This window comes from Desulforapulum autotrophicum HRM2 (genome assembly GCF_000020365.1).
In the GTDB taxonomy this organism is placed as follows: Bacteria; Desulfobacterota; Desulfobacteria; order Desulfobacterales; family Desulfobacteraceae; genus Desulforapulum; species Desulforapulum autotrophicum.
The window spans coordinates 4,196,278-4,221,000 of sequence record NC_012108.1; the positions used below are offsets into that span (position 1 = coordinate 4,196,278).

Sequence of the window (24,723 nt, forward strand, 5' to 3'; positions counted from 1 at the left end):
GTCAGGCAGGGCAATTCAGACAAACCGACCTAAGAATATAATTCGATTAAAAATCAATTTTACAGAACTATATTCTTGACTTTACAAAAAAAAGAAAATATACACTACACAAAACACGAAATGAACCCTTTCGTCGTTCGTTGTGGTTAGAGCAGTCACCCTGCTTCGGCCGTACAGGTTATTAAAAATTTATTCAAAACCATACGAAGCCCCAGAGGAGCACCATGGATGCCATTGATCTTAAAATCCTGAAAATCCTGCAGAACAAGGCCAGAATTCCCAATGTGGAAGTTGCCAGGCAGGTTGGCATGGCCCCGTCTGCCGTGCTCGAAAGGATCAAAAAGCTCGAACTCCAGGGTGTCATCCAGGGTTACGAGGTTCGCCTCAATCCCGAACGATTCAACCGCTCCCTCATCGCCTTTGTGACCGTTCGTGTCAGAGAAATCCTTTCTATTCGGAAAACCGGCCGGGAAATTTCCGAGATAGAGGCGGTCCAGGAGGTTCACTTTCTTGCCGGCAGTGACGCCCTGATGGTAAAAATACGGGTTTCAACCCCCCAGGAACTTGAGACCCTGCTAATCACAAAAATTGCCGCAATCCAGGAGGTCCTTTCAACAGAGACCCAGATCGCCCTGTCTACATTTAAAGAGAGCGCCAAAATCCCCCTAAACCCACGATCAAAAAAAAACAAGGAGAATTAAATATGCCCATGTCACCCGATTTCATACAAAGACTCGACCCTGTATTGGAAAAGGCCAGAAAACATTTTGGCACACCGTTTCACATCTACGACGAAGCCGGCATCCTTGAAACAGGTGCACGGCTCAAAACTGCCTTTTCAAAGATTCCCGGATTCCGGGAATACTATGCCGTCAAGGCCCTGCCCAACCCCTCAATCATGAAAATCATGCAGGGTCTGGGATTCGGGTTCGACTGCAGTTCCACCCCGGAGATCCTCCTTGCAAGGCAAATAAACAGCCCCAGCCAAGACATCATGTTCACCTCAAACAATACCAGCCAGAAAGATTTTGAAACGGCGTGCATGGACGGCGGGGTAATTCTCAATCTGGACGATATCTCCCTGGTGCCCAAGGTGCCTGTCATGCCGGAACTGATCTGCTTCAGGTACAATCCAGGCCCACGGCGCGAGGGAAACAAAATCATCGGAAATCCTGTGGAATCAAAATACGGGGTGAGCTACGACCAGATCATCGACGCTTATAAAGCCGCCATGGACCGGGGAGCAAAGCGCTTTGGCCTCCACACCATGCTTGCCTCAAACGAGCTTGACTACACCTATATGGTCGAGACCACCCGCATGATCCTTGACATGGTAAAAATGGTCAGTACTGCCCTGAACATCACCTTCGAGTTCATCAACATTGGCGGCGGCCTTGGCATACCCTACCGGCCGGAAGATAAACCTTTGGATATTGAGGCCCTCGGCCGTGAAACCGGTGACCTGCTTGCAAAATTTCAGCAGACCCACGACTGGAGCCCGAAACTGTTCATGGAGAGTGGCCGTTTTATAACAGGCCCCCATGGCGCCCTTGTAACCACAGTTATCAACCACAAGGATATATACAGGCAATACGTTGGCGTGGATGCCTCCATGTCGGCCCTCATGCGCCCGGGAATGTACAACGCCTATCACCACATTCACATTCCCGGCAAAGAGCATTCAAAAGACCTCCAAACCGTTGACGTGGTTGGCTCCCTTTGTGAGAACAACGATAAATTTGCCGTCCAGCGCACCCTTCCCCGAACCGAGGAGGGAGATCTGCTGGTTATCCACGATACCGGCGCCCACGGCCATGCCATGGGATTCAACTACAACGGCAACCTCAGACCAAAAGAACTGCTGCTCAAAACCGACGGAACCATCGAACTGATCCGGAGGGCGGAACGGGTCGAGGATTATTTTGCAACCCTTGACTTTGAACCCGACGTCATTTGAGATTGCAATTGGCCTTAACCTTTTGATATGGGTGTGATACAAGAGCGTTGCGACCAATAATACCAGGGGGAGGTAAAAGAGACTCGATGAAAATAGCCATGGCCCAGACAAATCCCGTAATAGGCGATTTTGATTTCAACATCCAGGCGATGATCAAACGCGCCCTTGAGGCACGAGCCCTGGGCTGTGAACTGATCGTATTTCCCGAACTTTCCATATCTGGATATCCGCCCGGAGATCTTCTTGAACGGAATGACTTCATCGACAATCAACTCAATGCCCTCCAGGAATTGATCCATTCAATCCGCGGAATCGGGGTGCTGTGCGGGGTTGTCAACCGGGAGATCTGCCAGGGGGAAAGGCGGCTCTTTAACTCGGCCCTGCTGTTTGAGGAACAAAATATCCTTGCACGGACCGACAAGCAACTCCTGCCCACCTATGACATTTTTGACGAGTTAAGGTATTTCACCCCGGGTCCCAAAAGTTCATTAATTTCCTACAAGGGGTTAAACCTTGGTATCACCATCTGCGAGGACATCTGGAACGATGAAGCCGGACTGGGGCAGAAACATTATGACCGCAACCCAGTGGCTGACCTTGCCAGTCTCGGGGCAGATCTGTTCATTAATATAGCAGCCTCACCGTTCCACGGTGGGAAACAGGATCTAAGGAACACCCTCTTAAAAAAGATTACAGCCCATTACAATCGGCCGCTGATCTTTGTCAACCAGGTGGGCGGCAACGACTCAACCTTGTTTGACGGCCTGAGCCTTGCCCTGACAGCCCAGGGAGAAGTGGCTGCCAGGGCCATGGACTTTTCAGAAGATCTTGTGGTGTTTGACACAACCACCCAAAAAGGCGACTGCCATGGGGTATCAACTACGGACGACCAGGCCATTCTCAAAGCCCTTGTCATGGGCACCCGGGACTATGTGACCAAATGCGGATTTAAACAAGCGATCATCGGCTCAAGCGGGGGCATTGATTCCGCCCTGACCGCAGCCATTGCCGTTGCAGCCCTTGGCAGAAAAAACGTCAAGACGATCTTCATGCCGTCGATCTATACCTCAAAACAGAACATTGAAGACACAAAAGCCCTTGCCCTGAATCTCGGCATCTCCTGGCAGTCCATCCCCATAGCGCCCATGTACGACGCCTTTTTAACACTGTCAGACACCTTTAATCCCGAAAACCCCGGCATCACAGAGCAAAACATCCAGGCCAGGATAAGGGGAACCATCCTCATGGCATTTTCCAACAAAGAGGGGTCCATGCTCCTTGCAACTGGCAACAAGTCCGAGATGGCCGTGGGGTATTCGACCCTCTACGGAGACATGTGCGGCGGTCTGGCAGTCATCGGCGACCTGCCCAAGAAAAAGGTGTATGAGATCTCTCGGCTCATCAACCGGGAAAGGAAAACCATCCCCCTTTCCATCCTTGAAAAGGCCCCGAGCGCCGAGCTTGCACCCGACCAGACAGACCAGGACGACCTGCCCTCCTACGATATCATTGACGCCGTAGTCAAGGCCCATGTTGAAGACCACCAGAGCATCGAAGATATGGTGACCCAGGGCCTTGATCGATCAACCGTGAATGAGATTGTTCAGCGGATCACCCGGAACGAATACAAGCGATACCAGGCCCCACCCATCCTGAGGGTCACGGCCAAAGCCTTTGGCGCAGGACGAAGGCACCCCATGGCCCAGCGCTACAGACCCTGATTCACCGGCACACACCCCGGAATTGCAACCTTTTTCCGGCCTCTAATGTAGCGTTCCATCCGCAAATTTAATTTTAAAAATCAGCATGGTAGAAGACAATCGGTGTCCGTCTGCTGAACCGAGAAAGTCGGGGGATTTTCAGCCAGGCCAAACCCAAACCGCAAAAACTCGGTCGTTCCTCCCTCAAACAATTTGCGGTTTTATTGGGTTTGCCCTGCCCGAAAATCTGATCCCCTTTGTTTCTCAATGTTCAGCAGACAGTCACCGATTGCCCCCCAATAAAACGAACTAAAATTAAATTTGCTGGCATTTCATGCTTTGTTGTACCCGGCAGGGTATGACCGTTTTGTGAATACACCGACAGCAGAGCCTCCGTCGGGGGCGGCATGATACCACTTTCGTCGTTTGTTATGCCCACCAGGCCATGGCCGTTCTATAAACCTGCCTAATCCTGAACAAACAGATCAAGGGCCTCGATGAACGGTGGGTCTTCCTGCTCCATGGTTTCAAGGATGGCCTTGTGCATGCGGCGCTTGTGCTCACCAAAGATGCCCCGTTTCTTGTTAAACCCCCTTGCAAAGGCCATGGCCTTTTCCATCATCTCCTCCTGGTTGCTGCCTGCTTCCTCGATGACATGGTGCAACAGCAGCTCATCCGCCGTCACCCGTTCACCCGTCAGCTTCATCCGATTGAACAGGTATTCGGGAAAAGCCTTTCGCACAAAGGCGATCATGCCTGGAAGAAAAGGGATACCCAGGTCCACCTCGGGAAAGCAGAAAAAGCCCCTGTCTGACTTCATGAACCGGAAGTCACAGGCGCAGGAAAGGATGGCTCCGTTGCCAAAGGCGTGCCCGTTGATGGCGGCAATGACCGGGACGGGCATGGTCAGAAGTCGCTTGAAGATTCGGTTCATTTCAAACATAAACGTCTTGATATTTTCAAAATCTTTTTTAGCAAAACAGCTGCCCAGCCAATCCACATCAATACCCTGGGAGAAATTTTTAACATCCATTGAGGTGAGAATAATGGAACTGATATCCTTATCCTCAAGTATGGTGTCAAAAACGTCGTTCATTTGCTGTGCAAAAACAAGGTTCTGCCGGTTGGCCCCGTTGTTCATGGAAATTACGGCAACCGTCTCTTTTTTTTCCCACTCAATAACCGCCATGGTCTTCTCCTTTTCTTTTCCAGGTTTCTCAGCAACTCCAGATCCGATTTAAACGATGCAGGCGTCAGTCGGTGTCCTCCACAATTAGAATTACTGCTCTTTTTTGTAGACTCATTTTTCCTGATATGGTAGCGAGTAGAGGAACCAGACGACCCGAACATACAGACAAGGACAATGAATGCTTATCAAATGCTGGGGCTCCCGGGGGTCCACTCCCATATCCGGGAAACAATACCTCAAATACGGCGGAGATACAACCTGCATTCAGGTGACAGCCCAAAGCGGAGAAACCCTGATCATTGATGCTGGAACCGGGATTCGTGAATTAGGTGAAAGCCTTGGCAACAAAGCCAACTGCTATCTTATTCTGACCCATGCCCATTTAGACCATGTGGCGGGATTTAATTTTTTCAAACCCCTGTTCCACAGCGACTCGGTGGTGGAAATCCAAAACAGCTGCTTTTCAGGCGTCACCGTTGAAAATATTCTCAATACCCTCATGTCCCCTCCGCTGTTTCCCATCACCCCCAAGGATCTCAAGGCCACGGTCAGGTATCGAACCGATCTGACCGGAACCTTTTCCATTGGAAGCCTGACTGTTGAAACCATTGCCCTGAGCCACCCCAACGGCGGGTTTGGCTTTCGGGTCACAGAGGCCGACAGGCGTTTTGTCTTTCTGACAGACAACGAAATCGGGTTTGACCATGGGGGAGGGGCCGGTTTTGACGACTACATCTCTTTTGCAAGGAATGCAGACCTGCTCTTCCACGACGCTGAATTTACACCGGATGAGTACCGGCTACGAAGGGGATGGGGCCACTCCACCTATATCGAGGCCCTTGACCTTGCCCTCCGATCGGGTGTAAAGCGCCTGGGATTATTCCACTTAAACCAGAACCGAACCGACCGTCAGATGGATCAGATCCAGGCCGACTGCCGGTCACGGATAAAAGCAGAGGGGTCAACCCTTGACTGCTTTGCCGTTGCCTGCAACATGACGTTTACCCTTTGAGGAAAAAATCGGTTACAAACCTTGATTCTAAATCATCGGCCGCCACCGCGCCATACTCCTTTCCAAGCTGGTCAAACATTTCCGTGACCCAATCGCCCAGATCCCGGGTCAACCGATCCTGGTCAATTCCCGTTGCCTGGGCAATCCAGCCGGTAAAATCATCCCGTTTAAATTCATCGATGGTTCCAGGTTTTTCCCCAGAAAACAGCTCCACAAAAAAGGGAAGGAACACAGATCGTTCAATGGGTTTAAACATGACGTCAAGCCCCAGACGATCCCTGGCCCAGAGGGTAAAAATAATGGGCTTAAAGGTAAGGCTTGCCTGGGCAATACCCGTAAGATCAGGATCCAGACCTGCCATCACCCCGTCAATTGCAATGATTTGGCCAAGCGCTTTGTCCGTGGCCGCAATTTCCCCGACAGAGCCAAAGGGCCGATAAAGCACCCCGGTTTGGTAGTTGTCAAAGAACAGCGGCCGATCCAGGAGCAGCCCACCCAGAACGCCAAGCCATTGTTCACCGAAAAAATGTAGGGGAAGATCATTTTTGGCAAGCCAGCTTTGATCATACCAGCCTTTGGCACGGGTTTTCAGGGTCAAGCAGGCCCTTGAAGCAACCCGGAAAATATCGGCCAGATGGTATCGGGCAATGATGGCGGCCCCTTCCCGGGGAGTGCAGTCAGACAGATCCCCATGGATGACTTCCATGCCAAGGCTTAAAAACGCACACCCCTTTTGAACCAGCCGTTCAAGATCCTGCCGCTCCCGGACCACCCCGCCGTCGGCCGAAGAGAGCCGATTCACAAGCCCTGAAAGTTCTGCCTGGAGGTTGAGCAGTGCAGTCTCATTAACCGCTGTAAGGGAGCGGGCAAATAGATTATCCGCCCCCACCAATGACGAAAAGTAGAGGGGCGGCAGGGGATAGTCTCCGCCATAGAGTGTTTTTTTAAGCTCTTTTACCGGCCTTGGCACAAGGGAATCGACATCTTTTGGCTGATAAATACCCACGGCTTCATGGTGGGGAAGGAAGCCTTTTTCAGCCAGCCGAAAGACCTTGAGCCGGAGTTCTTCCTCCTCAACCTCCGCCGGAATGACGGTACCTGTTTCAAGGAGCAGGGCATGGGAAACAGAAAGATCCATGTCAGCCACCTTGTTGAGCATTGCCATGATCAAAGTCTCGGCCCGTGCCCTTGCCTGTTCAACCTCAGCACCCCCATCCTGGTCAAGGATCTGTTGGGGGATTTCCGGAAATCTGACATAAAACAGATTGTCAATGGTCTGGAAATCGTCGGGAAAGTCAGACGGATCTTCATTCTCTTCAAGGAGTCTGACCTCCATGTTCTTAAAAAGATAGAGCTCAAAAAATTCGGTTTTTTCCAGAATCATCCACCGCACAAGCCGTTCCGGATCAGCCGCAAAAAGAAGCGACAGCATCTGGGTCACCATGGGCATGTCGACTCTGTCCCCCTCCCAGGTTTCAATATCAAGGAGGTACTCCCACTGGTCAAACGAGGCAAGGGCCAGGGCCGGCAGGAAATCATGGGGCCCGATGGTGTGCATGAGAAAGTGAAGATCCTGATCGGGAAAACTTTGGACAAGGGCGGCAGGCGTTGGTGAGCCAAGAATCGCGTCCAGTGCCTGTTGTGATTCAGCTGCCAGAATATCACTGCGGATTGCGGCCAGGTGCCGCTCTTTTTTGATCTGGTTTACCAGCTTATAATTGTCTGTCATCGTTGCTATCCCCTCTCCATGGTGCACATTTCATCAAAAGAGCCATTCCGGGCACGGCTGCCACGGTACATAAAACAAAAAAACCCACCCATCCCAGGTGGATCGCAAAATACCCCGTTGGGGCTGCTGCAAGGACCCGGGGAACCCCCATGAGACTGGACAGAAGGGCATACTGGGTTGCGGTGAACCGCCGGTCAGTCATGGACGCCATAAATGCCACATAGGCAGCCGTTCCCATGCCACTTGAAAAATTTTCAAAGGCAATCACCGAGGCCAGCATGGGAAGGCTGTGGCCCACAAGGGCAAGCCCTGCAAACCCGGCCGTTGACAGGGCCTGTAAAACACCAAAGGCCCACAGGCTCCGGTTAATGCCAATTCTAATCATCACAAAGCCCCCTGTAAAGGCCCCTATAAGGGTGGCCCAGAAACCAAAGAGCTTGACCACGGTACCGATCTCAGACATGGAAAACCCGGTGTCCAGATAAAACGGGGTTGTCATGGCGCTGGCCATGGTGTCGCCGATCTTGTACAGAACGATGAACAGCAGGATGACAAGGGCACCGTCCCGGGAGAAATACTCTCGCAGGGGTTCCACAACGGCCCTTGCAAGGGTGGCAGGCCTGCCGGGGACCTCGGTGGGCTCAGGGGTCAAAAGCGTGACCACAAGGCCGGGCACGAGACAGAGGGCCATGATAAGATAAACCATGGAAAAGGGAATGTGATCAGCCAGGATAAGGCCACCCCCCGAGGCCAGGAGCATACCGGCCCTGTAACCATAGATGTACATGGACGAACCAAGGCCAAGTTCGGCATCGGTAAGATCCTCCCGCCTGTAGGCATCCACCACAATATCCTGGGATGCACTGAAAAAAGTAACAAAAAAAGCAGCCACAGCCACAAGCCAGGGGGCCCGTGCAGGCGCTGTGAACCCCAGTCCGGCAATGGCCACAATGAGCAGCGCCTGGGCCAGGGCAAGCCACCCCTTTCGCCGGCCGGCAGGGGAAAGGGTAAACCTGTCAAAAACAGGGGCCCAGAGAAACTTCAGGGTATAGGGCAGCCCCACCAGGGAAAAAAGACCGATGATTGAAAGATCCACCCCCTCTTTTTTCATCCACGCCTGGAGTACGGAAATGGTCAAGAGCAGGGGAAGGCCACAGGAGAATCCCATGACCATGGCCACGGCCATTTTTCTGCCAAAAACGATCCGGCCCCCAGACGGTGCCCCCGGGGGTGCCGGTTTCGACACCGGCCTAGATGCGGCCGATACAGGCATCGACATAGACTTTCACCTCGGGATTATCTTTAAAGGGTTCAAGAAAACCGAGGGCATCCTGGAACCGGCCAAGGTTCATCAGACTAACGGCCATGCAGATGTTCAGATCCCTGCTCGATTTAAAGTGGCGTAAACCTGCCGTGGCCGTGGCAATGGCTGAATCAAACTGCCGCAGCTTCTGGAACAGCATGGCAAGGCCCAGAAAGGCACGATGGTCTGGATGATATCCCAGAGCCCGCTCAAACAAAAGCTGTGCCGTATCCATGGGCTTTTTAACCCACGGGTTTTGGGCGTATTCCCCGTGGCTGAAGGTCAGGGCCAGGCGGGACAGAAAATCTGCATGCAAGGGATAAAGGGACTTTTCGTCCACAAGCTCAATGCCGGCTGCAAAATCGGACAGGTTTGAATAAAAACCCTTGCGCAGGGCGTGGCCAAAGGTCTTTACCCGGTCAAAATCAAGATCAGGGTCCATTTCAAACCAGGGAAGATCTTCAATTTTCCGGGACCACAACTGATCCGACAGCCTGCCCTGGTCCACAAGGCGTTGATAAAGGTGGGTTCCGGGAAAGAGCACCAGCAGGTAGAAAATAGCACTCAAAGGACGGATTTCCATGATCAGATCCAGGCTCTCCCTGATGGTCTTGTCGGTTTCGCCGGGTGAACCATAGATAAAATAGGCCCTTGGCATGATGCCGTAGGAGACGGTGAGGGCAAAGGCCTTAACAATCCGTTCCCTGTCCATGGGTTTACCAAGGCGCTTGCGAATATCGGCAGAACCACTTTCAACCCCAAAGCTTATCTGGGTGCATCCGGCCCGTCTCATCCACAGGAGAATCTCAGAATCGATAAAATCCACCCTTGAGATGGCCACCCAGGTGATGGGCAATTCCTGCTCAATGATGATGCGGCACACCTTGATCACCCGGGTTTTGTCCATGGTAAAGGTGTCGTCTGAAACAAAGAAATGGTTGATTCCCCGTTTCTCCAGCAGCGACAGCTGGGCCACAAACCATTCCGGAGAATGAAACCTTACCCGGGCGCCGGGCCAGAATCGGGGAGACCCGCAAAAGGTGCAATGCCCCGGACACCCCCTGGACAAAGAGACGTGCTGGAAGTCAAAGTAACGGCCGGGAATGGGCAGGGAGTCAAGGTCCTCAATGGGCCTGCGCTCCGGGGTGTGAACGATCTTGCCCAGACCGCCACGATGGGCAAGACCCTGGACCATGGCAGCAGGGTGTTTTTCATCCCGTTGCAGATGCTCTGCCAGCTCAAGGAAGGTGATCTCACCCTCCCCCTTGACCACATAGTCTAGTTCCGGGCACAGGGAAAAAAGATGGTCACACAAAAATGTGGCGCAGGGGCCACCAAAAACAACTAAAATTTCAGGATCCACATCCTTGACAACCTTTGCCCCTTCCATGGCGCTGAATCGGTTGGCATTGAGGACACTGAATCCCACGATCCTGGGCCGCTCGGCAATAACCCGGGATCTGAGATGGTCCAGGGGATTCTCCTCAACGGCAAGGTTGACCACCTGGGTAGGAATCCGGTTCTCGTTTAAAAGGGCCGCAATGTAAAACAGCCCCATGGGAACCAACAGTGCATCCCCATCGGTTACCCGCGGGTCAAGGCAGGCTGGATTTACAAGCAAAACAGTCATGGAAGTACGGGGTCCCCCGAACTCACCCTAGGAAAGGATGAGTTCATCAAGGGATCGTTTGGGTACATGGTGGACATCGTGTTCATCCCTGAAATAACGGATGTCTCCTTCGGGTGCAAGATCTTCAATAACGGCCTCTTCAACCGGTTTACCAAGGGCAAGCACCAGAAGGATTTCGTACCGCGGGTCAATGGCCAGGATCTTTCGAAGCCGTTTGGGGTCAAAGGCTGCAATCATGCATCCGGCAAGGCCATTTTCCCTTGCCCCAAGAAGAATGGACTGGGCGGCAATACCATGGTCGCAACGAAAGTTCTTTGTAATGGTCGTATCCCCAAGGATCACAATGTATCCCGTGGGTTGTTCCGTCTCCACAGGCCCTTTCCAATCGGTCAGGTAGGCGGCCCATACAATACAGGGAAAAATCGCGTCGTTCCTGGCCTTGTCACAGGAGAGAACATACTTTAACGGCTGGAGATTGCCAGCTGAGGCTGAATGCCTTGCGTGGTCCACGAGACTACGCAACATCTTTTCGTCCAGTGAGTAGGAGGCGTCAAACCTGCGGCAGCTTCGATTGGCTTTGATCAGTTCAAGAACAGTCCGGTTTTTCATTCTGTACATATCACCTTGTCAAATTCGGGCATATTGATATCGATCCAGTCAAGCACCTTGTCAAACTCGGCTGCCACCTGGTGCAGGGCAATCCCCCTGTGGCTCACCCGACCTTTCTCGTCCATGGAAATCTGGGCAAATGTTTTGTTCAACTCGGGATAAAAGAACAGGGGATCATAGCCAAAGCCGTTCTCACCACTTGGCTGTTCAAGAATCGTCCCTTGGCACTGTCCCTCATAGGTCAGGGCGGCACCCGTTGGCACGGCAATGGAGATAACACATTGAAACGCGGCCTTTCTGTTGGTCTTGCCCTTCATCTGTTCCAGAAGCTTTTCCCAGTTCTCCCGGTCCGTTGCATTCTCGCCGGCATAGCGGGCCGACCGGACACCGGGTGCCCCGTCAAGGGCATCAACCACAAGGCCAGAATCATCGGCCATGGCGGGATAGCCAAGCACCCTTGCCGCAAAGGCCGCCTTTTTATAGGCATTGTCGTCAAAGGTTTCCCCATCCTCTTCAATTTCAGGGATGGGTCCAAAATCATCCAGATTCTTTATCTCAACGGGAAACCCCTTTAAAAGGGCCCTGATCTCACGGGTTTTTCCCTTGTTTCTTGTTGCAATCACGAGAATGGTCACCTGTATCTCCTGCATTGGCGACACCCGATTTAACGGTTTTTTCCGGGGTCGTCCAAATGTTTTTTTGCCCATGGCAAAGGTTAAAATAAATAGAGTATAAGCCAGAAGCAGGTTTTTGTAAAGGAATCCCCTTGCCAGCGTAAACCCAAGGCACTGTATTTTTTATATGAAACTTCATTTAATTCCTGCCTGCCGATCTATTAAAATCGAAGCGAACGATACACCCTTGTGCCCTCAATAATGTTGAGATCATTCAGGCCAATTGTTTTTGAAAAACCTGAAGAGATTTCCAGGTTATGAACGCCTGCATCAAGTTGAATCCGGACAAGCAACAGTCTGCCCGGCAAAAGCTCCCACGATCGTGTATCTGCCTCCTCGAGTAGAAAGAGAATTATCCTTGCCGCATCTTCAAGGAATTCATTCTCCTTGCCAAACTGCTGGGCAATGGCTTCTTTTGCACCGACCCTCAACACTTGCCTGGAAAGAATTGCAGCCGATCTTTGCTCAAGGGATTTTTCAGCAACCGCTCCCATGCTGGTTGATCGTGTCAGGGGGGCAAGGATTTGGCCATCTGATCGGATCACCAGGGGAGGCGCCTCAGAAGGGGCTTTGTATCTGGGGACTGAAATCCGGATGGATGGCGGCAGAATAATGTTTGTGGAAACCTTTGGGGGAATGAGGCCCTGGCCCACAAAGAGAACCAACTCTCCGGTTCCCGGTTCCGCCAGAACGGGCATCTCTGGCTTTTGCCCCATGGCCCGGTAAAGTTTGTCATACTCAATGCGGACATCATCCCAAAGATTCATATTTTCATAACAAAGGGCGATAAGTGCCCGGGTAAAATAATCGTTCTCCAGGGATACGGGATACCTGTCAAAGACCTCAAGGGCCTGTTTTGCCTCCACCAGGGCACTTTCATTCTTATGCTGGAGCAGAAAATTCATCATTAAAAAGGTGTGCACCCAGAGTTGCTCACAGTATTCACCCTTGTAGGTGGTGACGTTATCATTGAGCAGAACTGCCGAGGACTGTTCCCTTATGCTGATCTGCTCCTGGGCTTTGATAAGCCTGGCAGACTCCAATAATACCCCGGTGCTTTTTTCATAGGCCCCAAGGTCGTGGAGGATCACCCCCTTTTCCATATGACACAGGAGCTGATCCCTCGGGGATACTTTTTTACAATCATTGAGAATAAGATCAGCCTGGGCAGGGTCTCCCCCATAAAATGCACGCCTTGCCTTTTTAAGGGGAAGACTTGAGCAACCAGTCAATAGAATCATAAGGATCGTCAATAGGATTCTGGAACAGATCATGCCCTGGTTGGCTCTGCCCTGAGCGGCACTGGAATGAATCTTTGCCATGGTCGGGGCCATTACCAGCCGATAACAGGCCTGGAGGCTTCCCGGGCAAGCTCAGCCTGATCCGCATAAACGATTTCGCCTGTTGTAAGATCCGTCAGGGTCATGTCAAGACTGTAGTAAATCCGTTCGCTTTTGTTGAGCCGCCACTGTCTCGGCTGGTCTTTTTTGATGGACCTCAGGGTTCCGCTCAGAATATAATCCGCCCCAAGCTGACGCCCCTGGTCAACCCGCATGGACGGGTCCACATATCCCCGGGACTGGTAGCGGGTCTCTTTTTGAATGTTTTTCCGTTGAGTCTCATTGATAAAACGAAACTTTCCAGATTGAATGAGTTTCATCCTGATTTCATCGGTGATGCCGCCCGTACTGATGTGTTCGGAAGTTTCGTTGACAACAGGATAAACAATCAGGATTGGTTTTGATGCCTGCACTGGAAAAAGGGGAGCACCCAGCAGGGGAGTGACAAGTCTTTCCACAATCTGTTTTTTATCTGAAAAATCATAACTTGCACCATAGTGAATTTCATCTTTTGGGTTAAGATTTCTGGTGGTTGCACCACAGCCCACCATGGTGAACACAGCAAAACAGGTTACCAGCATCAGAACACTCAAACAATTTTTTTTCATGGGACCATGTCCTTTATTTAATGATTAACCGCCTGACACCCTTTCGGTCTTGCCGATCAGGCGGGTCAAATGGTAGTATAAACTATCAAAAAACATATACACTGGCGAATAATAATCAAGGGGGGCCTATTGCTGACTCCTCAATGCTCACCAAAAGGACACCGATTGCCCCTCCCATGGGGATTCCCAGGATTAGAATAGCTGCAGGCAAGTGATTGACCTTGATAAAAGAATCTGCATGTCTTATTCTTTGTAGTCAAAGATTCAACACAATAACCGTTGGGAGGTAAAGATGAAAAAATTTACGGCGATTGCCGTTATAGCAGCAGTTCCATTGGTGATGGCCTCGTGTGCAGGCATGACAAACCAGGAAAGTCGGACAAAGGAGGGCGTAATCGTTGGAGCCGGACTCGGTGCCATTCTGGGCCAGGCCATTGGTGGAGACACCGAGGGCACCCTGATCGGTGCAGGCCTTGGGGCCGCCATTGGCGGCGTTGCTGGCAACCAGATCGGCGCCTACATGGACCGCCAGGAACAGGCCCTCAGAAGCGCCGTTGCCACATCCGAGGCGGCCAGCATCCAGCGGTCCCAGAACGTTCTAACAGCCACTTTCAAGGCCAACACTTTTTTTGATTTTGACTCGTCGACTTTAAAGCCCGGTGCTTATTCGGAACTTGACAGGGTGGCAAAGGTGCTCAGGGATTTTCCCCAGACCAGAATCCGCGTTGAAGGGCACACAGACTCAAAGGGGACTGACCAGTATAATATGCTGCTTTCCCAAAGGCGGGCCCAGGCCGTTACCGATGCCCTGGTCCAGCGGGGAGTCGATCCCATGCGCATGGAGAGTATCGGCTTTGGCGAATCCCAGCCGGTTTCCTCAAACGATGGAGACAACCGTCGGGTAAACATTGTCATCATTCCGGTCCAGAGCTGAACAACGGGCAGGCGGTTTAGAGAATCTGTGGTATCGGATCACAAAAACCCTGCCCGATCCTCTCCTGCTCGTCAAGGATTTCCCTTAGAACAGCATTTGTGGTCATGGGGTTCATGATCACCGAACGTAAAACCACACGTCCCCCTTCACTCCCGGGCACAGGGCAGATCCGGGTCCGGGAGACAAAACTCTTTCCCGCCTCCCGCTGGGTTCGCTGGATGTAAATATTGAGTTCATCAAGATAGCCGTTAAGGATCTCTCGTCCCTTGGGGTCTGCATGTTCAAGCCGCCTGCAGACATCAGGGGGAACCATCCGGTAGGTCAGGATGTTGAGTTCCGGCGGGGTGACCACCTCAAACATAACCCGTTGTTCAATCTCAGCGGCAAAGGCCTTTGCCGTCTCAATACCATGGTCTATCATCAGGGCATAGCCCCGGCTGCCCATGATCTTGAGGGAACTGTCCAGGATCAGGGCGTTGGCCTCCCTTGATCCCTCCAGGGATTTGATGCCCAGATCCACACTCCCCTCACGGTTCACATAATTGGAATAATAGGCGATCTGGTCCATGGCCCCAGGATCCCTGAAGTAGACCATACCGCTTGTCATGGGCATATAAAACTGCTTGTGCCCGTCCATGGAAACTGAATCTGCCCGCTCAATCCCCTTTAAAAGCGGTGCATACCGCTCACTCAAAAGCACGGGTCCGCCCCAGGCCGCATCCACATGGAAATGGATGCCCTGGCCAAGGCAGAGGTCAGCCATCTCCCCAAGTGGGTCCACCGTGCCTGTTTCAGTGGCTCCTGCAATGCCCACAACGGCTATGATTCCTGTTTTACCGTCTTTCTTGAGGTTTCGGATGGTAACTTCAAGCTTTTTCATGTCCATGCGCTGGTGCTGATCCACATCCATGGCCAGGACATTACTGTTGCCAAGCCCCAGGATTCCGCCCGCTTTTTTCAGGGAATAATGTCCCCGTTTGGAAACAAGAATAACGGCCCGTTCCACCCCCTTTGCCTGCATGGCAGCAGCCATGCCCTGTTGTTCAACCCCGGCACCCAGGAAATGGTTCCTGGCAACCCACATGGCCATGAGGTTTGCCGTTGTCCCACCAGTGGTAAAGGCCCCAAGGGAAGTGTCAACACTCTGGACATGGGTCTGGTAAAAGGCCTCATCCCTGCGATAAATCAAACGGTGTATCTTGGCCAGCACCTGTTTTTCAATGACCGAAAGCACCTTTGATGTCTCAAGCTTGATCACGTTCTGGTTCAGGGCCGCCACTATGGTTTTAAGATGAACCATGAAAAAAGGAATAGCCGCCGTCATATGCCCGACAAAATAGGGTGAAGCCACGTTGACGGCCCTGGGGGCAATTTTATGAATGATGTCAGAAATAACGTTCTCAAGCTTTTTTTCAGGGTCTGGACTGATCAGCGTATCCCGGTACAGATTGGTCAACTCCAGCAGACTGATCTCCTGGGTGACCCCCACATTGGAGTTTAAAAAATCATGGAGCCCAAACAGAATCTGCTCCATATATTTAACAAGCGTCTTCCGACACGCCTCATCCTCTGGTCGGATAAAAATCCGTTCAAGGGTTTTCCAGTCCGCGATGAGGCTGGGATTTTTCCTATCGTTGCTGTTCATCTGTCCAACTTTTTTAGAGTTATGGGTAACCGTCACTGCCCGGACACCTAACCATATTTCACCTGAAAACTCAATAAATATGGACGAGTTTTATTCTTTTGCACAGTTTTTCCGGGTATGGTAAAGAAATCAGACGATTATCCATCAAACAAGGAGTTCCCATGGACCAGACATTGTCAGATGAGAGAATTGCGTTTCTGAGAAGCGATTATGAACAGGGATTTATCCGCTACTGCGGTTTCAGGGCAGACAAAATCACCCCTGGCAGGTTCACCTCCCGTGTTAAGATCGACGATCACCACCGCCAGCAGGACGGATTCATCCATGCAGGTGTCATGGCCACCATGGCCGATCACACGGCAGGCTATTCCGCCTTTACCGTTGTGGATGACACCTTTCAGATCCTGTCCATTGAATTTAAGATCAACTTTTTAAAACCCGCCTTTGGAGCGGGGTTGGCGTGTGAATCAACCGTCATCAGAAAAGGCAGGCAGATTCTGGTTGCCGAATCTGAGGTGTACGACCTGAGAGACAAAGAAAGGGTACTTGCGGCCAAGGCCACGGTAACCCTCATGGCAGTTCCCAAGGAGACCCTGGTCCAGCAAAGCAAATAACACCCTTGACGAAATCAGACGGATACCCCCGCAAGGCAGGGTTACTTTAACGTTCACTGGAATGATACAATCAGCACAGCCGGAGCGAGAGATGGCATCCGGCCACAACGAATGATGAAACTCGACAGTAGTAGGCCGGTGGGAACGGGTGTTGCCTTGAACGGGTTAAATGGCAACGGTGGACACGAGGTCCAAGGAGTTGCCATTTCCCTCGGAGCAGGCCATGGACGGCCTGCGAGAATGAGTGAAGGGCAACACCCGTTTCCGCCGGCCGGTCGAAGCGAGTTTCATATAACCCACATGTCCTAGCGGACACAACGAAATATGAAACACGATGATACAGGGCAGACGATAGTACCATTCCGCCCCCTTTGGTTACCCTGACCGGAACGGTAAACGTCGGGGGGATTTCTGCCCTTCCAGACTAAAGCGCAGGAACTGCGGGCTAAAGTCCTCAAACAGCCTGCGCTTCTTAACGCCTGGAAGGGCAAAAATCCTATCCCCTTTGGTTTACAATGTTCCGATCAGGGAAACCAAAGAGGGCTCGAAAGTCGAGACTTTCACAATGATGTTTCGACATGAGTTTCTTATAAACCCACATGTCCTAGCGGACACAACGAAGCATGAAACTATATAGCAGTAGGTAGGCGGGAACGGGTGTTACCCTGAACGGGTTAAATGGCAACGGTGGGCATGGACGCCCAAGGAGTTGCCATTTTCCTCGGAGCAGCCCACGGACGGGCTGCGAGAATGAGAGAAGGGTAACACCCGTTTCCGCCTACCGGTTTGAAGTGTGTTTCTTATAAAAAAAATTCAGATTTTGCGGGGACGGATTTACATCCGCCCCCTTGGCAAGGCTGGAAAATTTTATTTGAATTTATGCTGGGATCCCATGGCCAGCCCAAGTTCCAGGGCACGACTGTTCATCTCAACAAAATCCTTGGGTACCCGGGTTTTGACCACTTCCATGATGGATGCGGGATTAATCAGTTCAGTAATCCCGATCAAAGCGCCAAGCACACTGATGTTAAAAACAATGGGTTTGCCGATCTGCGCCATGACCGTCTCATAGACGGGAAGCTCGATCTGCTTTGCATCCACCTTTTTAAAGGTGGTCACAAACCTGGAATCGGTGAGCAAGAGCCCCCCTGGTCGGACAATGGGCGAAAACGAGGTGTAGGCCTCCTGGGTGAGACAGACCAGAATATTGGGCTGGGTCACCTCTGGAAAATGGATCTCTGAGTCAGACAGGATCACATCGCTCCTTGTGGACCCACCCCTTGCCGCTGCCCCATAGGTCTGGGACTGGGTTGCATTCATGCCCTCATGGATAACGGCAGCCTCAGCCAGAATGATGGCAGCGGTGATCACCCCCTGCCCGCCTGAACCTGAAAATACAAGTCTGGTTCGCTTCATGATTCAGTCCCTCCGGATAGACGTTTAATGATCCCATCATAGGACTCACAGTACTCGGGCCTGTCTTCATCTACAAAAATCCCCCTTGCAATGAGGGAAGGATTCTCTGCCAGGGCCTTGGAGCCTGTTTTCGCCGTATTGGCCTTGTAGCTTTCAAGCATGTTGGAGGCGTCTCCCCCCTTGTTCTTCCTGCCGAAATGTGTGGGGCACTGGGAAAGGATCTCAACCACTGAAAAGCCCTTGTGATCAATGGCTTTTTTCAGGATATCCACAGCCTCAAGAACATGATAGGTGGTAGATCTTGCCACAAACGAGGCCCCTGCCGCCGTTGCCATCTTCACAACATCAAAATCGTTGTCAATGGTCAAGTAGGGGGCTGTAGTCGCCTTGATGCCGACCCCGGAAAGGGGCGAAAACTGACCGCCGGTCATGCCGTAAATCCGGTTGTTCATGACAATGGCAGTCATGTCTATATTTCTTCTGGCCGCATGGATAAAATGATTGCCCCCAATGGCCAGGGCATCTCCATCGCCCATGGGAACGAGAAGCTTGAGTTCGGGTTTGCTGAATTTAACCCCGGTGGCAAAGGCAAGGGCCCTGCCGTGGATGGTGTGGAGGGAATGAAAATCCACGTATCCTGAAATCCTTGCTGAGCACCCAATGCCGGAAGTCATGACAATGTCACTTTTATCAAGGCCCAATCCTTCCACGGCCCTTAGCAGCGAGTTCAAGACCGTTCCATGGCCGCAGCCCGGGCACCACATATGGGGAAAAAATCGCTCCCTTAAATAATCCTTAACACTCATTCTACACCCCCCTTCCCTGGATAACCCGGAGAAGCTTTTTGATATCCGTCGGCGTTATCAGATGTCCATCAATTCGATTGGCCAAAAATACCCGTTCAGGTTCGTCAACGGCCGCCTTTACATGGCGCATGACCTGGCCCATGTTCATCTCCACAACAATAACAGCCCTGGCGCCCCGGCATCGCTCCCGGATCATGGCTTCAGGAAAAGGCCAGATGGACTGGAGTTCCAGCACCCCGATCTTCTCCCCCCTTTCCCTGCGATTCTTAGCAAGGTGAATGGCGGACCGGGCAGAAGAGCCGTAGGATACGAGCACATATTCAGCCCCCTCAAGATAGTGCTCCCTGCACCGGGTAATGGCGTGGACGTTGTTCTCGATCTTATCCACCAGATGGTGCAGCAGCCCGTTTACCACGCCGGGATTGTTCGAAGGAAAACCCCACATGTCGTGGAAGAGTCCGGTGACGTTGTACCGGTGATCCCCGCCAAAATCGGACATGGGCAACCTGCCGTCCTCCCTGGGAAGATAGGGGTGGTAATCCACACCCTTGCCAACCGAGGTTCTGAGGCGATCCACCAGGGGGATCTCCCCCTCTTCAGGCACCACAAGCTTTTCCCGCATATGACCCACGGCTTCGTCAAAAAGCAGGATTACAGGAGTCCTGTATGTCTCGGCAAGGTTAAATGCATCCACGGTCATGGCAAACACATCCTGGTGATTGGAGGCGGTAAGGGTAATGATGGAATGATCCCCATGGGTTCCCCAGCGGGCCTGGTTCACATCCCCCTGGCTCACATGGGTGGGGTTTCCCGTTGAAGGCCCTCCCCTCTGAACATTGACCACCACGCAGGGAATTTCAGCCATACAGGCATATCCCAGTGCCTCCTGCTTGAGGGAAAACCCGGGACCGCTTGTGGCGGTCATCACTTTATGGCCGGTGAGGGATGCACCGATGATGGCGCACATTGAGGCAATCTCATCCTCCATCTGGATAAACTTTCCCCCTTTCCGGGGAAGTCGTTCGGCCAGCAATTCTGCCACTTCCGTGGAGGGTGTTATAGGATACCCTGCAAAAAAATCAATACCTGCATAAAGGGCTCCCTCGACACAGGCTTCGTTTCCCTGGACAAACTTAATATGTTTATTCATTTTTCTCATCCTGGTCGGTTAACACTTCAATGGCAAGATCAGGACACCTGAGCTCACACAGTTTACAGCAGATACAATCCTCGGGCCTTGCCACAACCACCTTTTCCATGGCATCGAGTTCCAGCACCTGTTTCGGACAGAAATGGACGCAGATTCCACACCCCTTGCACCACTCCCGATTTATCAAATGTTCCTTTAGTTTCAGTCTGGCCATAATATCCTCTTGATTAAAAGTGACGAATCACCGATATAATTTGGTAATAAATAAGCGATTTGCCATTTTCTGTCAAGGCAAGTCCATGTATTTGCAAGATATCCCGGGACATGCTATGTAGCTGTCCATGGAAAACAAACAACAGCACCCCCTTGTTTCAGCAATCATCCCCACCTTTAACAGGGGATGGATTTTACGAGAAGCAATCCAGTCGGTGATCGATCAGACATACCAGCCCATGGAGATCATTGTTGTGGATGACGGCTCCACGGACGAGACCCCTTCACTCCTCCACGCCTTTGGCCAGCAAATCAGGGTAATCACCCAGGAAAACAGGGGGGTGAGTGCCGCAAGAAATCTGGGAATCCGCGCGAGCCGGGGAGAACTTATCGCCTTGCTTGACTCGGACGATCTCTGGACCCCTGAAAAGATCGATCGCCAGGTGGCTTTTTTCAACGATCATCCGGACGCGATGATCTGCCAGACCCAGGAAATCTGGATCCGGAACGGCAAAAGGGTCAACCCGAAAAACAAGCACAAAAAAAGGGGTGGAATGATTTTTGAACCCTCCCTTGAACTTTGCCTTGTCAGCCCGTCGGCCGTCATGATGCATCGCACCCTGTTTGACCTCAAGGGCTTTTTTGACGAACGTCTTCCGGCCTGCGAAGATTATGATCTCTGGCTGAGGATATCAACCACACATCCCATCCACCTCATGGACCAGGCCTGCACCATAAAACGGGGCGGACACGACGACCAGCTCTCAGGCCACCACTCCCTTGACCGGTACAGAATCGCGGCCATTGAAAAACTGTTGGATACAGATGCCCTCACCCCGGAACAGCGCAGGGCTGCGGTAAAGGTATTCCAGGAAAAAACCGCCATTTACGGCCAGGGATGCATCAAACGGGGAAAGATAGATCTGGGCAAACACTACCTGGCAAAAGGGAAAAAGGGATACGCCCCAGGGGCTTGAAATTAGAGATTTGAAACGACCATTTCAAAGAATAGAACCCCGTCATCCCCATCCCGTCTGACCTCAACAATCCTGCTTTTTGAGATAATATTTTTCAGGCGAATCTGGGTGTTCGGGCCCTCAATAAAGGTCTCGGGCCGGGCCTTTTGGGCAACGATCACACGGGGCAGGGCCTCTGCTTTTTCCAAAAAAGCAGTCATCGCTTTTTTTTCATCGATCAGGGACCTGTTCTGATCCTCGATAAGGGCAATCTGGTGTTTTTTCTTCCGAATCTTTTCAACAAGGACATCCTGGAGATGGAAGGCCCGATCAAGCCCCTCTTCAGCCCTGCGGGCCGCCACATGGAGTTTTTTCACCATGTTTGAGAGCCGATCAAATGCCTGGAAATCCTTGGAATCCTTGATTGCGGCCATCTGACCCTCAATTTTCCCAAGCTCTACCTGGGCGCGATCCTGGATATGGGCTGCGTCGGAAATTTTCACGTTAAGACCCTGATCCTCGACTTCAAACCCAACGATCTCCTGTTTGAGCTGCTCCACCTGGTCAAGATTTTTATCCATTGTCTTGTTCACTTCGGCCAGAAGCATCTGTATATGATCGTCCACTCCTACCCGGATATGAGTAGACTGGGATGTCTCAGTACCGATATTAAAGGCTTTGACCCCTTTTCTGGCAACAATGGTGGATGAAATGATGTTGCCGCTCAAGTTCTCACATGCACCGCTCAAGAACACGGTTGAATCAATAATCTCCTTCTGCACAATCAGATCACCAAAGGCCCGGACAAACGAATTGTTAACGTATTTTGCCTGGACACTGCCCTGCACCTTTATGAGCTTTGCATCAATAATTCCTCCCCCGACATTCAGATCTCCGGTAAGCTCAATATCTGCCCCCTCAATCTGTCCTGCTGTCAGGTTTGCTCCCCGGACGCTGAACCCCTCCTTGATAACCCCACCAACGATGACGTTGCCCTTGAAGTTGATGTTACCGGTCTCAAAATCCACATCTCCCTTAATGGTCAACTCTGAAAGGACCGTCACATTGCCCATGGCGTCAAGGTGGGGCTGCCCATCACAATCAGCATATATTCGCAGTCCATCCTCGGACAGCCTTGCGCCCTGGCCGGCATTAAAGATGATGTCCACGGGATCGGCCACCTGAATCGGAGTACCTGAAAGATCAACACCAGGACTTCCCCCAATGGGGCTTGTCTTTTCTGCAAGGAGCGACGACTTTGTGGTAAAGGGAATGTCTCCACGCTCCCTGAAATCAATGCTGCCGTCGGGTCTCACCTTGCCGGCTTGGAGAAAATCGGTTTTAAAATGGTAATTCACCCCTGCATCAACAGGGGGAACAGGCGCCGTGCCCTGGGCAATGACAAAGGGTTTTCCTTCGGGTGTGGCCAGGGAAAGCCAGGTTTTAATAAGGGCATCCTGCTTGATACCAAAGGTGACCCCAAGGGCCCCAAGAGCATCCTTAACCCCTGGAATTGTCACAATGTCGTTATATTTCTTTTTCAGCCGCGCAAAGGCGGTCAACCGGTCCTCTGAAATTGTAAAATCCATGTAGTCATCAAGGGGTGTGGTGAAAACGGGTTTAACTTCAACGGGGTTTAATCCTCCACGGGCACCAACCACGGAATAGAGCAACGAAAAGACCCTGTCCATGGGTTCTTTTGACTCGGAAAGGGCTGCCGCTGACCTGGCGCTTTCATAGGTCATGGCTTCAAGTTCAATACCTTCCTCTGCACAGGCTGTGTTAACAAGGGCTAACAGTTCACTGGACAGCCCCTGGAACGCCTCAACAAAGGTTACAGGAGAAAAAGGCCCTGCGGTTAACTCGAGAAACTCCCCAAGGGTCATGGGGGGGTGTGATCTCCCGGAACCGGATGCGCCCCTGGATTGCTCAACCCGCAGCTGTTTTGTTTTTGACTTGATCTGGGAGGCAAAAGAATTGTCCCGTTCTTTAAAGAGTTTTGCCAGCCGGTACATCTGCCGATTCTGACGTTCCGTGACCCGGATCAGATTTGCCCGCTTCATCTCCATTGCATGGGCATCCAGACACAGGTTGACCTGGGCGAGAAGATCCACATCGGTAAAGGGGATGGAAAGGCAGGCATGGACTTCTGCCTTGTTCACGGCACCCATGACCGTCTCAACTTCACCCGGATCAGTAATGATCATTCTCTGGGTCAGGGGAGAGGCAAGTTTTGCCCGCTCAAGGATCTGGTCCCCATCCATTACGGGCATCCTGAAGCTTGAAATAACCAGGGAAAAAGGTTCCTCATCCTTTTCCTCAAGCATAGCGAGCCCCTCAAGGGAGGCGGTTTTGCAATGGGTTCTGTGGCCTGCACCGTTCAATACAGCCTCAATCCGACGACCGAGGTCCCCATCGTGCTCAATGATCAAAATTTCGTGGGTACTAGGATCTGGCATCAATCGTCTCCGGCATGGAAAATCCTTTTTTTTCAGCAATCTCCTGAAACCGGACAAATAACTGGCCCATGAGATTCTTGTAAAAAATGTCCATTTTTTCCCGGGTCAAGAGCCCGTTTTCCATGAAAATCCCCTGGAGAACCATGGGCGCTGGCTCCTCCCGATCTGCCTGTTCCCGGGCCAGAATGATTTTTCTGATTTCCTGGTCCAACTGTCCAATGGTCTTTTGGTGGGACTCTGACCGGTCCTTGAGGTCACAGTTGTACATGTACAATTTTGCGTTCTGTTCCTTTGCAAGGGCAAGCAGTCTCACATTCTCCAGAACCACTTCATACTTGGAAAGACCTGAACGGACGGTGTTGAAAAACGCTTCCGTATCCAGTGGTTTTAAAATATAACGATGGATCGCCCCCCGGTTGACCGCGGCGATGATAACATCCATGGACGGATTCCCGGTCACAAGGAAACGAACCGAGTCCGGCGTAAGTTTTTTTGCCCTCTCCAGAAAATCGTGTCCCTGCATGTCAGGCAAATGCTGATCCGCGATAATGATGGAAAATGGTTTTAAAACAACCTTAATTTTTTCAAGCCCCTGTTCACCGCCATCAACAGACATGACCGTCACCCCGATCTTTGTCAGGCGATGTTCAATGCTTGCGAACTCATCCGCCCCAGTGCCAACCACAAGGACGGTATGGTGGAACCTCTCTTCCATTCAATCTCCCCTATTTCCAATGAAAAGGCCCTGGATAAGATTCGTTATGATCAAAGGAATAACA

23 protein-coding genes are annotated in these 24,723 nt (G+C 51.7%); 8 read left to right on the forward strand and 15 right to left on the reverse strand.

What is annotated here, in order from left to right; all coding sequences use genetic code 11:
* Positions 1–224 precede the first annotated feature (224 nt).
* The 3 genes from HRM2_RS18455 (at position 225) to HRM2_RS18465 (ending at position 3,678) form a co-directional block, all read left to right on the forward strand.
* Positions 225–701: an Lrp/AsnC family transcriptional regulator gene (locus HRM2_RS18455; protein WP_015905544.1), complete on the forward strand. Its 477-nt coding sequence runs from the start codon at positions 225–227 to the stop codon at positions 699–701.
* Positions 702–703: 2 nt separating this feature from the next.
* Positions 704–1,957 (forward strand): diaminopimelate decarboxylase, encoded by a 1,254-nt coding sequence (locus tag HRM2_RS18460; RefSeq protein ID WP_015905545.1) that lies wholly within the window; start codon positions 704–706, stop codon positions 1,955–1,957.
* Positions 1,958–2,043: 86 nt separating this feature from the next.
* Positions 2,044–3,678, forward strand: coding sequence for an NAD+ synthase (locus HRM2_RS18465; RefSeq protein ID WP_015905546.1), 1,635 nt, complete (start codon positions 2,044–2,046; stop codon positions 3,676–3,678).
* Positions 3,679–4,123: 445 nt separating this feature from the next.
* Here the strand turns inward: HRM2_RS18465 and HRM2_RS18470 are convergent, their stop codons facing one another.
* Positions 4,124–4,846: an enoyl-CoA hydratase/isomerase family protein gene (locus HRM2_RS18470; protein ID WP_015905547.1), complete on the reverse strand. Its 723-nt coding sequence runs from the start codon at positions 4,844–4,846 to the stop codon at positions 4,124–4,126.
* Positions 4,847–5,024: 178 nt separating this feature from the next.
* Between HRM2_RS18470 and HRM2_RS18475 the strand changes: the two genes are divergently transcribed.
* Entirely contained in the window at positions 5,025–5,858 is an 834-nt protein-coding gene (locus HRM2_RS18475) for an MBL fold metallo-hydrolase (protein WP_015905548.1), read from the forward strand.
* Here the strand turns inward: HRM2_RS18475 and HRM2_RS18480 are convergent.
* The 7 genes from HRM2_RS18480 to lpoB form a co-directional block, all read right to left on the reverse strand.
* The gene (locus HRM2_RS18480; protein ID WP_015905549.1) at positions 5,848–7,587 is read right to left on the reverse strand and encodes a DUF6178 family protein; all 1,740 of its coding nucleotides are present in this window, start codon (positions 7,585–7,587) and stop codon (positions 5,848–5,850) included. The genes HRM2_RS18475 and HRM2_RS18480 overlap by 11 nt on opposite strands.
* Entirely contained in the window at positions 7,571–8,866 is a 1,296-nt protein-coding gene (locus HRM2_RS18485; RefSeq protein ID WP_015905550.1) for an AmpG family muropeptide MFS transporter, read from the reverse strand. Before HRM2_RS18485 ends, HRM2_RS18480 begins: the two co-directional genes overlap by 17 nt.
* A complete protein-coding gene (locus tag HRM2_RS18490; protein ID WP_015905551.1) occupies positions 8,838–10,520 on the reverse strand; it encodes a B12-binding domain-containing radical SAM protein in 1,683 nt (560 codons plus the stop codon). Before HRM2_RS18490 ends, HRM2_RS18485 begins: the two co-directional genes overlap by 29 nt.
* A 27-nt stretch (positions 10,521–10,547) precedes the next feature.
* Positions 10,548–11,129 carry a nitroreductase family protein gene (locus tag HRM2_RS18495; protein ID WP_015905552.1) on the reverse strand — a complete coding sequence of 194 codons (582 nt, stop codon included), beginning with the start codon at positions 11,127–11,129 and terminating at the stop codon, positions 10,548–10,550.
* Entirely contained in the window at positions 11,126–11,779 is a 654-nt protein-coding gene (locus tag HRM2_RS18500) for an XTP/dITP diphosphatase (RefSeq protein ID WP_015905553.1), read from the reverse strand. Before HRM2_RS18500 ends, HRM2_RS18495 begins: the two co-directional genes overlap by 4 nt.
* 185 nt (positions 11,780–11,964) lie before the next feature.
* Entirely contained in the window at positions 11,965–13,125 is a 1,161-nt protein-coding gene (locus HRM2_RS18505; RefSeq protein ID WP_148214669.1) for a hypothetical protein, read from the reverse strand.
* A gap of 11 nt (positions 13,126–13,136) precedes the next feature.
* Positions 13,137–13,751 (reverse strand): penicillin-binding protein activator LpoB, encoded by a 615-nt coding sequence (gene lpoB, locus HRM2_RS18510; protein ID WP_015905555.1) that lies wholly within the window; start codon positions 13,749–13,751, stop codon positions 13,137–13,139.
* A 292-nt stretch (positions 13,752–14,043) separates the two neighbouring features.
* Here lpoB and HRM2_RS18515 point away from each other — a divergent pair, with 292 nt between their 5' ends.
* On the forward strand, positions 14,044–14,685 hold the full coding sequence (locus HRM2_RS18515; protein WP_015905556.1) for an OmpA family protein: 642 nt from the start codon (positions 14,044–14,046) through the stop codon (positions 14,683–14,685).
* 16 nt (positions 14,686–14,701) lie between these two features.
* On the opposite strand, the gene HRM2_RS18520 is transcribed toward HRM2_RS18515, so the two are convergent.
* A complete protein-coding gene (locus HRM2_RS18520) occupies positions 14,702–16,330 on the reverse strand; it encodes a pyridoxal-dependent decarboxylase (protein WP_041273368.1) in 1,629 nt (542 codons plus the stop codon).
* Between the two features lie 161 nt (positions 16,331–16,491).
* On the opposite strand from HRM2_RS18520, the gene HRM2_RS18525 reads away from it, so the two are divergent.
* Positions 16,492–16,944, forward strand: coding sequence for a PaaI family thioesterase (locus HRM2_RS18525; RefSeq protein ID WP_015905558.1), 453 nt, complete (start codon positions 16,492–16,494; stop codon positions 16,942–16,944).
* Positions 16,945–17,055: 111 nt separating this feature from the next.
* The gene (locus tag HRM2_RS27785; protein WP_232364074.1) at positions 17,056–17,253 is read left to right on the forward strand and encodes a hypothetical protein; all 198 of its coding nucleotides are present in this window, start codon (positions 17,056–17,058) and stop codon (positions 17,251–17,253) included.
* Positions 17,254–17,811: 558 nt separating this feature from the next.
* Here HRM2_RS27785 and HRM2_RS18530 read toward each other — a convergent pair.
* Genes HRM2_RS18530 through HRM2_RS18545 form a run of 4 tightly spaced genes read right to left on the reverse strand, consistent with a single transcriptional unit; the run spans position 17,812 to position 20,530 of the window.
* Entirely contained in the window at positions 17,812–18,360 is a 549-nt protein-coding gene (locus HRM2_RS18530) for a 2-oxoacid:acceptor oxidoreductase family protein (RefSeq protein WP_015905559.1), read from the reverse strand.
* A complete protein-coding gene (locus tag HRM2_RS18535; protein ID WP_015905560.1) occupies positions 18,357–19,166 on the reverse strand; it encodes a 2-oxoacid:ferredoxin oxidoreductase subunit beta in 810 nt (269 codons plus the stop codon). Before HRM2_RS18535 ends, HRM2_RS18530 begins: the two co-directional genes overlap by 4 nt.
* Position 19,167: 1 nt before the next feature.
* Positions 19,168–20,316: a 2-oxoacid:acceptor oxidoreductase subunit alpha gene (locus HRM2_RS18540; RefSeq protein ID WP_015905561.1), complete on the reverse strand. Its 1,149-nt coding sequence runs from the start codon at positions 20,314–20,316 to the stop codon at positions 19,168–19,170.
* The gene (locus tag HRM2_RS18545) at positions 20,309–20,530 is read right to left on the reverse strand and encodes a 4Fe-4S dicluster domain-containing protein (protein WP_015905562.1); all 222 of its coding nucleotides are present in this window, start codon (positions 20,528–20,530) and stop codon (positions 20,309–20,311) included. The genes HRM2_RS18540 and HRM2_RS18545 overlap by 8 nt, the downstream gene beginning before the upstream one ends.
* Positions 20,531–20,657: 127 nt before the next feature.
* Here HRM2_RS18545 and HRM2_RS18550 point away from each other — a divergent pair, with 127 nt between their 5' ends.
* A complete protein-coding gene (locus HRM2_RS18550) occupies positions 20,658–21,506 on the forward strand; it encodes a glycosyltransferase family 2 protein (RefSeq protein ID WP_015905563.1) in 849 nt (282 codons plus the stop codon).
* Between the two features lie 2 nt (positions 21,507–21,508).
* Here HRM2_RS18550 and HRM2_RS18555 read toward each other — a convergent pair whose 3' ends face one another.
* Both HRM2_RS18555 and HRM2_RS18560 read right to left on the reverse strand, forming a co-directional pair.
* The gene (locus HRM2_RS18555; protein WP_015905564.1) at positions 21,509–23,944 is read right to left on the reverse strand and encodes a FapA family protein; all 2,436 of its coding nucleotides are present in this window, start codon (positions 23,942–23,944) and stop codon (positions 21,509–21,511) included.
* A complete protein-coding gene (locus HRM2_RS18560) occupies positions 23,931–24,659 on the reverse strand; it encodes a response regulator (RefSeq protein ID WP_015905565.1) in 729 nt (242 codons plus the stop codon). The genes HRM2_RS18555 and HRM2_RS18560 overlap by 14 nt, the downstream gene beginning before the upstream one ends.
* Positions 24,660–24,723: the final 64 nt, after the last annotated feature.

Bases quoted from the DNA above. Each gene is read 5' to 3' on its own strand.
- HRM2_RS18520 (WP_041273368.1), bottom strand. From the start codon at position 16,330: ATGAACAGCAACGATAGGAAAAATCCCAGCCTCATCGCGGACTGGAAA.
- HRM2_RS18540 (WP_015905561.1), bottom strand. From the start codon at position 20,316: ATGAATAAACATATTAAGTTTGTCCAGGGAAACGAAGCCTGTGTCGAG.
- HRM2_RS18500 (WP_015905553.1), bottom strand. From the start codon at position 11,779: ATGCAGGAGATACAGGTGACCATTCTCGTGATTGCAACAAGAAACAAG.
- HRM2_RS18490 (WP_015905551.1), bottom strand. From the start codon at position 10,520: ATGACTGTTTTGCTTGTAAATCCAGCCTGCCTTGACCCGCGGGTAACC.
- HRM2_RS18470 (WP_015905547.1), bottom strand. From the start codon at position 4,846: ATGGCGGTTATTGAGTGGGAAAAAAAAGAGACGGTTGCCGTAATTTCC.
- HRM2_RS18550 (WP_015905563.1), top strand. From the start codon at position 20,658: ATGGAAAACAAACAACAGCACCCCCTTGTTTCAGCAATCATCCCCACC.
- HRM2_RS18555 (WP_015905564.1), bottom strand. From the start codon at position 23,944: ATGCCAGATCCTAGTACCCACGAAATTTTGATCATTGAGCACGATGGG.
- lpoB (WP_015905555.1), bottom strand. From the start codon at position 13,751: ATGAAAAAAAATTGTTTGAGTGTTCTGATGCTGGTAACCTGTTTTGCT.
- HRM2_RS18480 (WP_015905549.1), bottom strand. From the start codon at position 7,587: ATGACAGACAATTATAAGCTGGTAAACCAGATCAAAAAAGAGCGGCAC.
- HRM2_RS18530 (WP_015905559.1), bottom strand. From the start codon at position 18,360: ATGAAGCGAACCAGACTTGTATTTTCAGGTTCAGGCGGGCAGGGGGTG.
- HRM2_RS18515 (WP_015905556.1), top strand. From the start codon at position 14,044: ATGAAAAAATTTACGGCGATTGCCGTTATAGCAGCAGTTCCATTGGTG.
- HRM2_RS18535 (WP_015905560.1), bottom strand. From the start codon at position 19,166: ATGAGTGTTAAGGATTATTTAAGGGAGCGATTTTTTCCCCATATGTGG.
- HRM2_RS18485 (WP_015905550.1), bottom strand. From the start codon at position 8,866: ATGTCGATGCCTGTATCGGCCGCATCTAGGCCGGTGTCGAAACCGGCA.
- HRM2_RS27785 (WP_232364074.1), top strand. From the start codon at position 17,056: ATGATGAAACTCGACAGTAGTAGGCCGGTGGGAACGGGTGTTGCCTTG.
- HRM2_RS18560 (WP_015905565.1), bottom strand. From the start codon at position 24,659: ATGGAAGAGAGGTTCCACCATACCGTCCTTGTGGTTGGCACTGGGGCG.
- HRM2_RS18495 (WP_015905552.1), bottom strand. From the start codon at position 11,129: ATGAAAAACCGGACTGTTCTTGAACTGATCAAAGCCAATCGAAGCTGC.
- HRM2_RS18455 (WP_015905544.1), top strand. From the start codon at position 225: ATGGATGCCATTGATCTTAAAATCCTGAAAATCCTGCAGAACAAGGCC.
- HRM2_RS18525 (WP_015905558.1), top strand. From the start codon at position 16,492: ATGGACCAGACATTGTCAGATGAGAGAATTGCGTTTCTGAGAAGCGAT.
- HRM2_RS18545 (WP_015905562.1), bottom strand. From the start codon at position 20,530: ATGGCCAGACTGAAACTAAAGGAACATTTGATAAATCGGGAGTGGTGC.
- HRM2_RS18475 (WP_015905548.1), top strand. From the start codon at position 5,025: ATGCTTATCAAATGCTGGGGCTCCCGGGGGTCCACTCCCATATCCGGG.
- HRM2_RS18460 (WP_015905545.1), top strand. From the start codon at position 704: ATGCCCATGTCACCCGATTTCATACAAAGACTCGACCCTGTATTGGAA.
- HRM2_RS18465 (WP_015905546.1), top strand. From the start codon at position 2,044: ATGAAAATAGCCATGGCCCAGACAAATCCCGTAATAGGCGATTTTGAT.
- HRM2_RS18505 (WP_148214669.1), bottom strand. From the start codon at position 13,125: ATGGCAAAGATTCATTCCAGTGCCGCTCAGGGCAGAGCCAACCAGGGC.